12 protein-coding genes are annotated in these 13,794 nt (G+C 62.4%); 2 read left to right on the forward strand and 10 right to left on the reverse strand.

The window, feature by feature from the left end; genetic code table 11:
• Positions 1-12: 12 nt before the first annotated feature.
• From D3879_RS07825 to D3879_RS07835, 3 genes are read right to left on the reverse strand one after another with little or no spacing between them, the layout of a single operon-like run.
• The gene (locus tag D3879_RS07825) at positions 13-273 is read right to left on the reverse strand and encodes a phosphopantetheine-binding protein (RefSeq protein ID WP_119953485.1); all 261 of its coding nucleotides are present in this window, start codon (positions 271-273) and stop codon (positions 13-15) included.
• Entirely contained in the window at positions 254-1,063 is an 810-nt protein-coding gene (locus D3879_RS07830; protein ID WP_119953486.1) for a lysophospholipid acyltransferase family protein, read from the reverse strand. Before D3879_RS07830 ends, D3879_RS07825 begins: the two co-directional genes overlap by 20 nt.
• Positions 1,039-1,764 carry a beta-ketoacyl synthase chain length factor gene (locus D3879_RS07835; RefSeq protein ID WP_119953487.1) on the reverse strand — a complete coding sequence of 242 codons (726 nt, stop codon included), beginning with the start codon at positions 1,762-1,764 and terminating at the stop codon, positions 1,039-1,041. The genes D3879_RS07830 and D3879_RS07835 overlap by 25 nt, the downstream gene beginning before the upstream one ends.
• Before the next feature lie 426 nt (positions 1,765-2,190).
• Here D3879_RS07835 and D3879_RS07840 point away from each other — a divergent pair, with 426 nt between their 5' ends.
• A complete protein-coding gene (locus D3879_RS07840) occupies positions 2,191-2,964 on the forward strand; it encodes a ParA family protein (protein ID WP_119953488.1) in 774 nt (257 codons plus the stop codon).
• An 89-nt stretch (positions 2,965-3,053) separates the two neighbouring features.
• On the opposite strand, the gene D3879_RS07845 is transcribed toward D3879_RS07840, so the two are convergent.
• The 4 genes from D3879_RS07845 to D3879_RS07860 all read right to left on the reverse strand — a co-directional run bounded on the left by D3879_RS07845 (position 3,054) and on the right by D3879_RS07860 (position 6,105).
• A complete protein-coding gene (locus D3879_RS07845) occupies positions 3,054-3,854 on the reverse strand; it encodes a universal stress protein (protein ID WP_119953489.1) in 801 nt (266 codons plus the stop codon).
• A gap of 93 nt (positions 3,855-3,947) precedes the next feature.
• Positions 3,948-4,391, reverse strand: coding sequence for a YiiD C-terminal domain-containing protein (locus tag D3879_RS07850; protein ID WP_119953490.1), 444 nt, complete (start codon positions 4,389-4,391; stop codon positions 3,948-3,950).
• Positions 4,392-4,512: 121 nt separating this feature from the next.
• Positions 4,513-4,947 (reverse strand): thioredoxin TrxC, encoded by a 435-nt coding sequence (gene trxC, locus D3879_RS07855; RefSeq protein WP_119953491.1) that lies wholly within the window; start codon positions 4,945-4,947, stop codon positions 4,513-4,515.
• Between the two features lie 183 nt (positions 4,948-5,130).
• Positions 5,131-6,105, reverse strand: a complete 975-nt coding sequence (locus D3879_RS07860) for a sulfite exporter TauE/SafE family protein (protein WP_119953492.1) — start codon at positions 6,103-6,105, stop codon at positions 5,131-5,133.
• Positions 6,106-6,339: 234 nt separating this feature from the next.
• On the opposite strand from D3879_RS07860, the gene D3879_RS27445 reads away from it, so the two are divergent.
• Entirely contained in the window at positions 6,340-6,834 is a 495-nt protein-coding gene (locus tag D3879_RS27445; protein WP_338014871.1) for a hypothetical protein, read from the forward strand.
• Between the two features lie 303 nt (positions 6,835-7,137).
• Here D3879_RS27445 and selO read toward each other — a convergent pair whose 3' ends face one another.
• The 3 genes from selO to D3879_RS07885 form a co-directional block, all read right to left on the reverse strand.
• The gene (gene selO / locus D3879_RS07875) at positions 7,138-8,598 is read right to left on the reverse strand and encodes a protein adenylyltransferase SelO (RefSeq protein WP_119954923.1); all 1,461 of its coding nucleotides are present in this window, start codon (positions 8,596-8,598) and stop codon (positions 7,138-7,140) included.
• 69 nt (positions 8,599-8,667) lie between these two features.
• The gene (gene mscK / locus D3879_RS07880; protein WP_119953494.1) at positions 8,668-11,979 is read right to left on the reverse strand and encodes a mechanosensitive channel MscK; all 3,312 of its coding nucleotides are present in this window, start codon (positions 11,977-11,979) and stop codon (positions 8,668-8,670) included.
• Between the two features lie 35 nt (positions 11,980-12,014).
• Positions 12,015-13,760: a potassium/proton antiporter gene (locus tag D3879_RS07885; RefSeq protein WP_119953495.1), complete on the reverse strand. Its 1,746-nt coding sequence runs from the start codon at positions 13,758-13,760 to the stop codon at positions 12,015-12,017.
• Positions 13,761-13,794: the final 34 nt, after the last annotated feature.

Here is a 13,794-nt window from a genome sequence, read left to right on the forward strand (position 1 = left end):
GGTCGTTCTCTCTCACGCGGCTTTCTGGCCGGTCACGAAGACTGCGAGGCTGGCCACGTTGGCAAAATGCTTGCGGGTATCTTTGGCGTCGGCGTCGATCTTGAAGCCGAAGCGCTTCTGAATCGCCAGGCCCAGTTCCAGGGCGTCGACCGAGTCGAGGCCGAGGCCTTCACCGAAGAGGGTCATTTCGGCGTCGATGTCGTCTGGGCCGATGTCTTCCAGGCCCAAGGCCTCGATGATCAGCTGTTTAATCTCAAGCTGCAGATCGCTCATCTGTGGCGAGCTCCTTAATGAAATGCTGGTGCAAATGGTCGTTGAGTTTGCGCGAGGCGCTGGGCGCGGGGCCCTGTGCGGCGAACAGTTGCGGGTCGATATCGTCGCCGACGCGCAGGTGAAAGTGAAAACGTCGCGACGGAATGCGGTACCAGGGCTCGGCCTTGGTCAGGGTGGTCGGGCTGACGCTGATCACGACCGGGGTGACCAGCGTGGCGCCGCGCAGGGCGATGGCCGCGGCGCCGCGGTGGAATTGCGGGGCTTGGCCGGGCGTGGTACGGGTGCCTTCGGGGAATACGATCAGCGTCTGGCCTTGGCGCAGGGCGTCGGCGGCTTCGTCGAGCATATCCAGGCTGCCGCTGTTGCTGATGTAGCGCGCGGCGCGGATCGGCCCGCGCATGAAGGGGTTGTCCCACAGGCTCTGCTTGACCACGCAGTTGGCGTCGCGGATCAGCGCGATCAGCACCACCACATCGATCAGCGAGGGGTGATTGGCGATGATCAGCTGGCCCGATCGCCCCAGGCGCTCGGCGCCTTCCACTTCGAACGTCAGTACACCGCTGCGATACATGAATTGCACGAACAGCCAGAACAGCCGACTGATGGTGGCGCGCGCACGGCGTTGCCGGCTCAGGGTATCGCCCGGCAGCAGCGCCAGCAGCGGGAAGATCAGCACGCGCAGGCATAGGCCGCCGAGGCCGAAGAGGGCGAAGCTTGCGCCAGTGGCGAGCAGCCGCCACAGGTAGGGCGCGTTGGGGCGCCGGTTCAGGGCTTGTGTTGCCAGGTCCATGCGCGATTCTTCCAATGATGCTGGCAGTGAGATTGATTGCTTAACAGGGTTTGCAGCAGGCTCAGGGCATGCGGCCACTCGGCTGTTGCCGCGGGCGCGGTATTTTCGCTGAGGCTCAGTCGCCAGTCCTTGCCGGGCGTCAACAACAGACCAACGGCATAGGGAAACGGCACGTCGTCGATCCAGGGTGCGTAGGCTGCTGGCGGTAGATCCTCGGCAATCACCACCAGCACCGCCGGCGCGCCTGCCGCCAGCAACATGCCGGCTTCGAGGATCGCGTGCTCGAGGCCGTCGCCCTCGGCGGCCAGCGCGGTCATCTCGCTGGTGTCGCCGCGCAGGATCGACCACAGGCCAATGATCGCGTTATGCACCGAGAGGCTGAACTGCGTAGGTGAGAGGGGCGTTTGCTCGGCCAGGTCACTCAGCAGGGCGAAGGTGCGTGGGGTTTCGCCGTGCCGAGAGGCGAAAACCAGCGGCAGCTGTGCCTGCCCTACGCTCGGCTCGGCGAGGGGCCAGGCGACGCTGAAGGCCATGCGGGCCAAGCGGCTGAGACGGCGGCGTTGCAGGGCGGGGAGAAACGCGACGTCCGGTTGTGCATCGCTAGCGGCAGACCGCCACGGCTGCCGATTCCATGCTTGCCAGTCGTGCAGGCTTTCTAGCCCCGGGGCCCAGGCGCGCCATTGGGTAATACTGAAATGCATCGGGCTACGAACTCTTTTCGGCCCCTGTGGGCATCCATGTCGACGAGGGCGCTTCCTTATTACGACAAAAGCCTTGTCGATAGCGCCAAAGCAAAGCGCCGGCATTATCCAGGCCCGGCGGACCTCAGGCAAACGTTGGTTACATTATCCTGGGCGAAGCGTGGGACTGTCGATGGCGGCGAAACGCCGCGTTTTGCCCGTCAACTGCGCGAACGGGCGGGCAGTGTGCCGGTATTCGCTGGGAATAACCGCGCCACTGGTCACCGTTCGACTATCCACCTCGCTCTCGTCACGCGCTTTGCATAGAATCCCAGGCTTCGACGGTTCAGAACCTGTTCAAGATCGTCGCGAGCGCAGGTCAGGCAAGGCGCAACGCAGCATGGCCAAGCGCAGCAGATATTGAACAGGTTCTCAGGGAGGTGCGATATGCGGCGCGTGGTATTCAATCAGAAAGGCGGTGTGGGTAAGTCCAGTATCGCTTGCAACCTGGCGGCGGTGAGTGCGGCGCAGGGTCATCGCACGCTGCTGGTCGACCTGGATTCGCAGGCCAACTCGACGCAGTACCTTACCGGCCTGACCGGCGACGAGATTCCCATGGGCATCGCCGACTTCTTCAAGCAGACCCTGTCCGCCGGGGCTTTTGCCAGGAAAGGCAAGGTCGATATCTACGAGACTCCATTCGACAACCTGCATGTGGTCACCGCCACCGCCGAGTTGGCCGACCTGCAGCCGAAGCTGGAGGCCAAGCACAAGATCAACAAACTGCGAAAGTTGCTGGATGAGTTGGCCGAGGACTACGACCGAATCTACCTGGATACTCCGCCAGCGCTGAACTTCTACACGGTTTCCGCGCTGATCGCCGCCGACCGCTGCCTGATTCCCTTCGATTGCGACAGCTTCTCTCGCCAGGCGCTGTATGGCCTGCTCGCCGAGATCGACGAACTGAAGGAGGACCACAACGAGGGGCTGGAAGTCGAGGGCATAGTGGTCAATCAGTTTCAGCCGCGCGCGACCTTGCCGCAGCAGCTGCTGGATGAGCTGATCGCCGAGAACTTGCCGGTGCTGCCGGTGTATCTGACCAGCTCGGTGAAGATGCGCGAGTCGCACCAGGCGTCCACCCCGCTGATCTTCCTCGAACCGCGACACAAGCTGACGCAGCAGTTCGTCGAGCTGCACCGTTTGCTGGAAAGCGAGGGCTAAACGCCTTCTGTCAAATCAAAGGCGCCAATTGGCGCCTTTTTGCTAGGTTGTCTTTTACGCGCGGTGCTTTTAATGGGGCATAGCCTTCTTTACCGCACCATCAACACATCGCAGGGCGCCTTGTGCAGGAAGTGTTGCGTCAGGCAGCCGAGCAAGGCCTGGGACAGGGCGCTGCGGCCGTGGCTGCCAAGCACCAGAAGTTGCGGCCGGTATTTGCCGATGGCCTCATGGAGCGTGTGCGGCAGAGTGCCCGGCTGGAGCTCGTGGCTGAGCGTGGGGCCCTTGGCCGGCAGGTTCCGCGTTTCGTCGAGCAGCAATTGCTCGATCAGCATGCGCTGGGTGGCCAGCAGGGCCTCGACTTCCGCTGGGGAGCCCTTGGGCGTCTCGAATACGTGCAGGGCATGCAGCTCGGCTGCCGCCGGCAGCAGGCGGTAGGCATGGCCGAACGCATTGCAGGCACAGAGGGAAAAATTCAATGCGGCCAGGGCGCGCTGGTAGGGAGCGTCGTCGTCGATCGAGGCCAGCAGCAGCGGGATGTGACAGCCGCGGGCGATGCGGTCGAGGGTGGTGCCGGAGAAAAACTCGTGGCGTTCATGATGGGCGCCGAGCACCAGCAGATCGGCTTGCAGGTCCTGGATCTGGTTCAAGATTACATCGGCCGGGCGCCCGATCTGTATGTGCAGTTCGCTGCCGCGCGGGGCGAAGCGGGTCAGGCTGCTGTCGAGCGCCTGCTCGGCTTTTTCCTGTACGGCGGCCGGTTGGTTGCTCTCGATGACATGCAGCAAGGTCAGGCGGGCGTGATGCTGGCGCGCCAATTGAGTGGCACGGCGTAGGGCTAGGTCCGCTGTGCTGCGTAAGTCATGGGCAATAAGGATATGTTTGATGACCATGGGGCGATCCTCCATACGCGTGGCCGACTCGATTCTTCAAGGGGTTAACTTGTATTTAATAGTCGGCTTTTCGGCTTAGGACAAGGTCATGCGTCAGTGCGCACGCAATTGATAGAGGCCGCGGCTTTCGGCCACTACTTCACCGCTGCTGTCGGTCAGTTTCAGCTCCAGCAAATACTCGGCTTTGCCGTTGGTCGCCGCCTCTGTTTGCAGGCGTTCGATTTCTTCCGCGCTCAGTCGCGCCTCGACCCAGATGTCGCCGGTGGCCGGGCGGCGAAAGCGCAGATTCATTTCCTTGACGATGGGGTAGAAGCGGCTGGCGTCGAAGCTGGTGATAAACAACGCGCCGCCGGGGATTTCCGCCAGGGTGAACAGCGCGCCGGCGTACAGGGTGCCGATATGGTTCTCGTTGCCCGCCAATGGCACGCGCAGGCGGACGAAGCCCGGCTCGAGCACCTCGGCCTTGAGGTTCGTGCGTTTGACGAAGGCGATTTTTTCTTCGGTGAACTGGCGGGCGATCTCGGCGGGAAACGGCATGGCGTGCTCCTTCTTATTGATAGCTCACCAGACTAGCGGTTACCCGCCCTGCGACAATGACCGCGGCGCTCGCCGCAGCTGACCGAAATGCTCACACATGGTTGTTCAGCGAGCTGGGTTTTCAGATGCCTTGGCTATGCAGCCAGGCCAGCAGTTGCGGCAACGGCAGGGCGCCGCTCTGGCGTGCCACTTCACGACCGCCTTTGAACAGAATCAGGCTGGGGATCGAGCGCACGCCCAGTTGTGCGGACAGCTGTTGATTGGCTTCGCTATCGAGTTTGGCCAGACGGCAGCGCCCAACTAACTGCCAGGCGGCTTGTTGGAAGATCGGCGCAAAAGATTGGCAGGGTCCGCACCAACTGGCCCAGACATCCAGCAGCAGCGGCAGGTCGCCTTTGATCTGGCTGGCGTAACTGCTGTGCGTCAGATCGAAGGGTTTGCCGGTCAGGACTTCATCTTTGCAGCGCCCGCAGCGCGGCGTATCAGCGAGGCGTTCGCCGGGGATGCGGTTGAGGCCGTTGCAGTGCGGGCAGGGAATCAGCAGAGGGTCGGACATGAAAGGCTCCAGGGCGGTATGCCTACTATCTGGAGCCTGGTCGGGCGGATATCAAGCGTGGGCTGCGTTGCCTGGTGGGCAACGCAGCTTGTGGTGAGGGGCCGAGGCCAGGTGGCTTTGCGTCACCGATATTCACCAGGCACACCACCAGTTGCAGGGCCGCGTGAAAGCGCTAGACGGCCGTCAGGCCAGCCCCGTGTAAATGTTGTAGGCGCTGATCAGGGTGATCAGGCTGCCGATTATCGTCAGCAGGGTTTTGGCGTGGAGTTTTTTACACAGCAGGGCGGCAAACGGTGCCGCAAACAAACCGCCGAGTACCAGTCCTGCGACCAATAGCCAGGTGCTCGGCTGACCGGCCAGGAGGATGAAAGAAGTGGCGCTGGCGATGGTCAGAAAGAACTCGGCAAAGTTGACTGAGCCGATGGTGGTGCGGGGATCACTGCCGGAGCCGAGCAAGGTAGTGGTCACTACCGGGCCCCAGCCACCGCCGCCGGCAGCGTCGACAAAGCCGCCGAACAGGGCCAGTTTGGCAATGTGCTCGGGTTTTTTGCTATGCACCACATGCCGATATGCCTTGCTCAGAATGTACAGCCCCATCAGCAGAAGATAGGTGGAGATAAAAGGCTTCAGTGCCTTGCCATCGAATTGAGTAATGACCACCGCCCCCAATACGGCCCCGATGATTCCGGGGATCAGCAGGCGCAGAAACAAGGATTTGTTTACGTTACCCAATTTGACGTGAGAGATACCCGACAAGCCGGTGGTGAAGACTTCGGCAATATGCACGCTGGCACTGGCCGCGGCCGGAGAGGCGCCAGCGCCCAATAAAAAGGTTGTGGCGGTGATGCCGTAGGCCATGCCGAGCGCGCCATCGATGGCTTGGGCGAAAAAACCAACCGCCACGGCACTCCAGAACAGCGGGCTGTTCAGCGCCCCCTCGATGATCTCGATGCCGCTGTTTTCGTGGTCGCCGAAGAACAGGCGCCAGGCCAGGAACAGCAGCAAGCTGAGCAGTATCGCGATTGCCAGCCACATGGCCGCTCTGAGAATCGGGTGATTGGCAGGGTGGGAGACGAAATCTTCGACTGGCGGTAAACCCAATGCCTCGTGTTCGGTATTGATCGGGTTCGGTGTGTAGTCGAGATCGCGGATTTTCATGTACAGCTAGCCTGGGCTGGAGGATGACGGGCGGTTAGCCGCACGGGGCGCCAAGATAGTGGGCTTTGTTTAGAGAGTCTAAGAATCATTGAGAAGGTTTATATGCGATCTGATTATTTGTGAGGGCCGCACGAAGCGGGCCGCCGGTCGCGGCGGGCCTTACCTGTAACTAACTGTGTCTACGCTTGCTCTCTGGGGAGGCCCTTAAGGCTTGGCTTTTACGAGAGGTGTCACATGATCCGGAAAAAGAAATTACTCGCGGTTGCGGTTTGCTCGGTGCTGTTCGCTGCGGCGGCGATGTCGCCGGTTACTAGCCAGTTGATCCCTACGGCTGATGCCAAAGAGGGGGGAGTGGCGGCGGCGGTGGTTCCGGTGGTGGTGGTGGTGGTGGCTCAGGCGGTGGTGGCTCCGGTGGCGGTGGTAGCGGCTCAGGCGGCGGTGGCGGTCATGGCGGCGGTTCGGGCAATGGTGGCTCAGGCGGTGGGCACGGCGGCGGCTCTGGCAGTGGTGGTTCGGGTGGTGGCCATGGTGGTTCCAGCGGTCACGGCGGCTCGGGCAGCGGCGACGGCGGTTCGGCCAGCGGTCATGGCGGTAATAGTGGTCCGGGTAGCGCCAATAGTGGTCGGGGCAACAGCGATAGTGCCTCCAGCGATGATGGTGCGGGCGACCGTTCCGGTCGCAGTTCCACCCACGCGGAGCCCGGCGATGATCATGGCCAGCATGGCGTAGGTGAGGGCGAGACCGACGATAGTGGTCGGGATAGCGTCGGTGACGTCGGCGACGATAACGGTCGGCATGGGGTCGGCGAGGGCGAGACCGACGACAGTGGTCGGGATGGCGTCGGTGACGTCGGCGACGACAACGGTCGGCATGGGGTCGGCGAGGGCGAGACCGACGATAGTGGTCGGGATGGTGTCGGTGACGTCGGTGACGACCGTGGCGGGCAGGTAGGCGGCTAGCCTGCGACACGCAGAACCTGGCTGCGCATGAACTGGGTTGCGTGGCGCGACCCAGCCTATGGCTCGCTCTGGCTCAGGAAGAGCAACTGATCTCCAGACGCTTGCCCCATTCCGGGGGGCGCTCGGCGTAACGTTCCATGCCGGGCTGCTCCTCGAAGGGTTTGCTGAGCACCGCATGCAAGCGCCGCACTTCGCTGTAGTCGCCTTGTTCGGCGGCGTCGATGGCCAGTTGTGCCAGGTAATTGCGCAGGATGTAGCGCGGGTTGACCGCGTGCATGCGGCTTTGCCGTTCAGCCTGGCTGGCGCCTTCCGCTGCGCTGCGGGCCTGATAGTCGGCGGACCAGGCATCGAAACCTGACAGATCGATAAAATCTTCACGCAGTCGCTTGAGCGCCACGCTCGGGGCGCTGTCGCCGAGTTCGCGGAAGAACCGGGTGTAATCCACCGGACTGTCCTGCATCAGTTGCAGCAGACGTTCGACCAAGGCCATGTCGTTCTCATCGGCTTGGCTCAGGCCCAGGCGGCGGCGCATCAAGTCGAGGTAATGGGCCTGGTACAGCGGTAGAAATAGGTTCAGCGTCTCGCGCAGGACTTCAACGCTGATGAACGGCGTTAGCGCCTGGGCCAGTGCACAGAGGTTCCAGTGGGCGACCGGCACCTGGTTGCTGAAGGAGTAGCGGCCACTGTCATCCGAGTGGTTGCAGATGTGGTTGGCGTCGAAATCATCGAGAAAGGCATAGGGGCCGTAGTCGAAGGTGATGCCGAGGATCGACATATTGTCGGTGTTCATCACCCCGTGGCAGAAACCATAGGCCTGCCAGTAGGCGATCAACTCGGCGTTGCGCTCGACCACTTCGCGGAAAAAGGCCGGGTAGGGCTCGGGTTGCTGCAGGCAGTGGGGGAAATGGCAGCTGAGCACGTGCTCGCCGAGCTGCTTCAACTGCTCGGTTTGCTTGGTGTAGTAGAAATACTCGAAGTGGCCAAAGCGCACATGGCTCGGCGCCAGGCGCAGCAGCATGGCCGCGCGCTCCTGTTTCTCGCGCCAAACCGGGGTGCTCGAGGCCGTCACGCAGAGCGCCCGGTTGCTAGGAATGCCGAGCGCATGCAGGGCTTCCGAGGCGAGAAACTCGCGGATCGACGAACGCAGCACCGCGCGGCCATCGCCCATTCGCGAGTAGGGCGTCTGCCCCGCGCCCTTGAGGTGCAGGTCCCAGTGCTCACCCGCGTTATTCAGGACTTCGCCCAGCAACAGGCCACGACCATCGCCCAGGCGCGGGTTGTAGGAGCCGAATTGATGTCCTGAATAGACCATCGCCCGTGGCTCGGCGTTTTCCCAGAGTTTGTGCCCGCTGAACAGTTCGGCGAACTCCGGCTCCTCAGCCTCAGCAGGGTCGAGATCGAGCAGGGCCAGCGCCGACGTGCTGGCGATGACCAGGCGTGGCTCGGCGATGGGTTCGGGTAACACTTCGGTCGAGAAGGCATCGCCCAGGCGGGCGAAGCGATTATCGAAGGTCAGATCGGTGAGCGACTTCAACAAGATGCGCCTCCAGTAATTCCTAGTATTGTCCTCGGAATTACCGGCGTGCGTCCAGGCGCCTGCTCGCTAGGGCAGCTGCAGTTGCGGTGGCGGCAGCGGTTTGCCGGCGACCAGTTGGGCTTCCTGGCCTTGCAGGTTCTTGACGAAGATATCCAACTGGTTGAAAGCCATCTCCACACCGTTCTGGCGGAAGCTCAGGACGATGCGAGAGAGGATTTCGTCGGTCGCCGGGTTACGGTCACCCAGCTCGCGCACATGGAAACGCAGCTCGTGATCGAAGGTGCTGGCGCTGATCGTGAGGAAATACAACAAGGGTTCCGGGTCGCGCAGCACTCGTGAGTTTTCCATGCAGGCCTGCATCATCAGCTTGCGCGCCAGTGGCAGATCGGTCTCGTAGGCCACGCCGACCTTGATGATCACGCGGGTGATGGTGTCGGTCAGCGACCAGTTGACCAGTTGGTCGGTGACGAAGGTCTTGTTCGGGACGATGATTTCCTTGCGGTCGAAATCGGTGATGGTGGTGGCGCGGATACGAATCCGGCTGACCGTGCCGGACAGGTTGCCGATGGTCACCACGTCGCCAATCCGCACCGGGCGTTCGAACAGGATGATCAGGCCGGAGATGAAGTTGGCGAAGATCTCCTGCAGGCCGAAACCCAGGCCGACCGAGAGTGCGGCCACCAGCCATTGCAGCTTGTCCCAACTGACCCCAAGCGCCGATAGCGTGGCGACGAAGCCAATGCCGGCAATGGCATACGACAGCAGGGTAGTGGCGGCATAGGAGCTGCCCTGCGCCAGGTCCAGGCGCGACAGTACCAATACCTCTAAGAGGCCTGGCAGGTTGCGGGCCAGAGCCACGGTCAAGGTGATGATCAGCAGCGCACCGAGCAGGTCGCTGAGGCTGATCGGCACTTGACTGGCGTCGCCGCCGGTACCGCTGGTGTATTCGTACAGGGTGATGTTGTCCAGGTAGGAAAACACCGAGATCAAGTCGGCCCAGACCCAGTACAGCGCGACGACAAATACGCCAAGCAAGGCCAGACGAATCAGGCGCAATGACTGCTGGTTGACCTGATCGATGTCCAGGGTCGGCCCTTCGACAATCTCGCCGCCTTCGCCCCCCTCTTTGACCTGCGTCTGGCGCTTGCTCTGGGCACGTTGGTAAGCCAGGCGCCGTGCCGCAACGTTGAGACCGCGTACGAAGGTGGCTTCCACCACCAGCCAGAGCATCAGTAGGTAGAGCGTGTTGATCAAGCGGTCGCTGAGCTTGAGCGCGGTGTAGTAGTAGCCGAAGCCCACCGCGATGAAGAGTGCGATCGGCAGGGCGGTGAAGCCTAGACCGATCAACAGGCGGAAGACTGAGGCGTGCTCGCGGCTCGGGCCGCTCAGCAGCAGGGAACTCATCAGCCAGGTCATCAGGGCGTAGCAGGTGAGCACCACGCCAATACCGATGACGTCCTCGGCCAGGGCCGCCGGTTGATGTTCGGCCACGGTGACGATGGCGACCAACGCCAGGACCACCAGACCCAGACGGCGGATCTGGATACGCAGGAACTCGACCTGCGGACGGGCCCAGTGAAAGTGCAATTCGGCGACGCCGGCGGGCGAGAGGATGCGGTAGGCGGTATAGAACACCAGCCAGGCCTGGGCCATCTCCATAAGGGCCGCACCCAAGGTGGCGTTCTGCCCCCTGGCGTCCATTTGCAGGGCAAACCCGCACAGCGCGAGGAACAGCGCGCCCGGCAGAGCCAGCAGGACATTCAGCAACAGCGCCAACGGGGTATGCAACTGGCTGTCGCGTTTGTAGTGGCCAATGTCCTGATGCAGCTCTACCAGCTTTTGCGAGAGATAGCTGCGCTTCCACAGCAGTACGCCGATCAACAGCAAAAGCGGCAGGAACAGCAGCGGGCGGTCGATCAAGCCGGAGCCCAGTTCGTTGACCGCTGAGCCCCAAGGTACGGCGCTGAGCTGGCGTTCGAGCATCTTCGGCACGAGCTTGAACCAACCCAGATCCAGTGGTTTGTTGCTGGGAATCCAGAACATCTGTTCATCGAGGGTCGCGCGCAAGGTGCGCGCGGTGCTCTGCAGTTGTTTCTGGTTCAGTTGCAGGGTGATCGACTCGTTGAGCAGCGCATTCATTTCGCGGTTCAGTCGCTCCAACAGCTCGCTGCGCGTAGTTATCAAGTCAAACAAGGTTTTGCGCAGCTGCAGGTTGACTTCTTCGGGCGGTTGTTTGGCCAGTAACTGCTCGACATAGGCGGTGGGATTGCTGACCAGCTCGCGCTGTTGGTTCAACTCGAACTGATAGAGGCGGATATCAGCGATTTCATCGGCCAGGTTGCGGTCGAGTTTGAGCTGCGGCAGCGATTGCTTCTGTTGATAGAGAATCTTCGCCAGCAACAGGCTGCCCTTGAGCACGCTGATCTGTTCATCCAGGGCCTGATCGCTCTGATTGACGGTATCCAGCTGTTGCTTGGTTTGCAGGTTTTGCTGAGTCAGCTGGTTGAGGCGGTCGGTGGTGCGCAGCAGATAATCGGAGAGTTTGAGGTTGGTGGCGCTTTCGCTGGCCAGGAGGCTGTCGGAGCCGGCTTTCTTCGCCTCCAGCGACAGCTCGGCGACGGTTTTTTCCGATTGTGCGCGGCGCTTGTCGTTGATCAGCGATTGCAGTTCGCGGCTTTCCTGCTCCACGCGGGTGATGCGCTCATCAAGCAGATCGCGCTGGCTGTTGCCGAGGTCTTGCAGCAGGTTGTTGCCGGCCAACTCTTGGCGGCGGAGCAAGGTTTGCGCGGTCAGTGAGGCGAGTTCCGCGTTGAGCAGGTCGCGGCGCTCGGGGCTTAGCGGCTTACCGCCGTCTTTGCCATTCTTGAGGAGACCGTTGATCTCCTGGGCGCGGGTCTGGTTGCTGCTGATTTCCGCTTGGGCGCGTTCGGGGCGCGTCTGTGCGGTGATGATCTGGCTGTTGGCCTCGGCGATCGCCTTCTGCCAGTCGCTCAGTTGGGTGCTGCGGTCGGTTAACTGTTGTTCCAGTTGCGGCTCTGAGCTGTTGGCATAGCGCTGCGCGATGGATAGGGGCGGGCTCGCTTTAAGCTTTGCCAGTTCGCGCTGGGCTTCGCTAATCAGCCTTGGCGCTTCGGCCAGCTTGTGCTTGAGGTCGCTCAAGCGCTGCTCGCTGTCCTCTTTAGCCGCGAGAAAGCGCAAGGTGTTTTCGAGAGTTTGTTTGACTGCCTGTTGTTCGGCTTCGGGCAGCTTGCGCTCGCCGAGGCTGTCCAGACTGCTCTGCACGCCGCTGCTAGTCGGGGGTTCGGCGGCCTGCAGAGGTTGGAAACTCAGGCACAGACCAAGCAGGCTGGCAGTAAAAAGGCTACGTAAAAATGGCATGGTCGCTGATCGTGCGGCTCTTGAAGTGGTGGAGTTTAGAGGAATAGGCTTGGCCCGGGGCGGCTGCCTTCGGGGAATTTGACGCCGACTTTGCGGATCTTGTTCCCCTCCATCGCCGCGACCGTCCAGGTCAGGGCGTTCCATTCGACCTGATCGCCGACCACCGGTTCGCCGCCAATCTCATTGGCGATAAAGCGGCCGAGTGACAAGTTGCCGTCGGTATCCTCGAGCTTCAGGCCGTAAAGTGCGGCCACCGCGCCCAGTTCGGCGTCGCCCTCGAGGACGAAGTCGCCAAAGAAGCGCAGGTCCATACCGCGCTCCGGCGCCTGGCTGAACAGCTTGCCAAGGGCCGACAGGTCATGTTCGTGGCCGACCACGCAGAGGATGTCGCCGGCCTCCAGGGTGGTGCTGCCGGAGGGGTGCAGCAGCTTCTGGCTGCGGAACAGTGCGGCGATGCGCGTACCTTCGGGCATCTTCAGCTCGCGCAGGGCGGCGCCGATGCACCATTTCTCCGCACCGAGGCGGTAGACGAACAACTCCCACTGGCTGGTCGGGTGGATCTCCAAGCCAGCGCGGGAGATGGGGGCCGGGTCCGGTGGCACCGTCACCCGCAGCCATTTGGCCACCCACGGCAAGCTGGTGCCCTGCAAGATCAGCGAGACCAGCACGATGAAGAAGGCTACGTTGAAGAACAGCTGGGCATTCGGCAGCCCGGCCATCAGCGGGAACACCGCGAGAATGATCGGCACCGCGCCGCGCAGGCCGACCCAGGCGATAAAGGCCTTCTCGCGGTCATGGAAGGCGCGGAACGGCAACAGGCCGAGGAACACCGATAGCGGGCGGGCGAACAGAATCATCCACAGCGCCAGACCCAGCGCCGGCAAGGCGATGGGCATCAGTTCGTGGGGGGTGAGCAACAGGCCGAGCACCAGGAACATGCCGATCTGGCTGAGCCAGGTCAGGCCGTCGAGCATATGCAGGATGCCGTGATGGCTGCGGATCGGCCGGTTGCCCAAAAGCAGGCCGCACAGGTAGATGGCGAGGAAGCCGCTGCCGCCGACGGCGTTGGTCAGGGCGAAGATCAGCAGGCCGCCGCTGACCACCAGCAGCGGATAGAGGCCGTTGGCCAGATGAATGCGGTTGATCAGTTGCAGCAGCAGCCAGCCGCCACCGAGGCCGAGCACGGCGCCGATGCCGAATTCGCTGATGAGATGGCCGATGAAGCTGAAGCTGAAGCCGCTCTGGCCGCTGGCGAGCATGTCGATCAGGGTCACGGTGAGGAACACCGCCATCGGGTCGTTGCTGCCGGACTCGATCTCCAGCGAGGCGCTGACCCGCTCGTTCAGCCCGCGCCCGCCGAGCAGTGAGAATACCGCGGCGGCGTCGGTGGAGCCGACGATGGCGCCGATCAGCAGGCCTTCCAGCCAGCTCAGGTCGAACAGCCAGGCGGCGGCGACGCCGGTCAGTACGGCAGTCACCAGCACCCCGACGGTGGCCAGCGACAGCGCCGGCCAGAGTGCCACGCGAAAGCTCGACACGCGGGTGCGCAGGCCGCCATCCAGCAAGATCACCGCGAGCGCCAGGTTACCGACCAGATAAGCGGTGGAGTAATCGGTGAAGACGATACCGCCGAAGCCGTCGCTGCCGGCGAGCATGCCGACCGCGAGGAAAATCACCAAGATCGGGATGCCGAAGCGCGAGCCGAACGCGCTGACCAGAATGCTCGCGGCCACCAGCATCGCACCGATCAGAAACAGACTGTTGACGGCGCTTGCATCCACGGGCGGGCTCCAGGTGGTAACAGAAAGACTGAAT

This window comes from Pseudomonas cavernicola, from assembly GCF_003596405.1.
Classification (GTDB): Bacteria; Pseudomonadota; Gammaproteobacteria; order Pseudomonadales; family Pseudomonadaceae; genus Aquipseudomonas; species Aquipseudomonas cavernicola.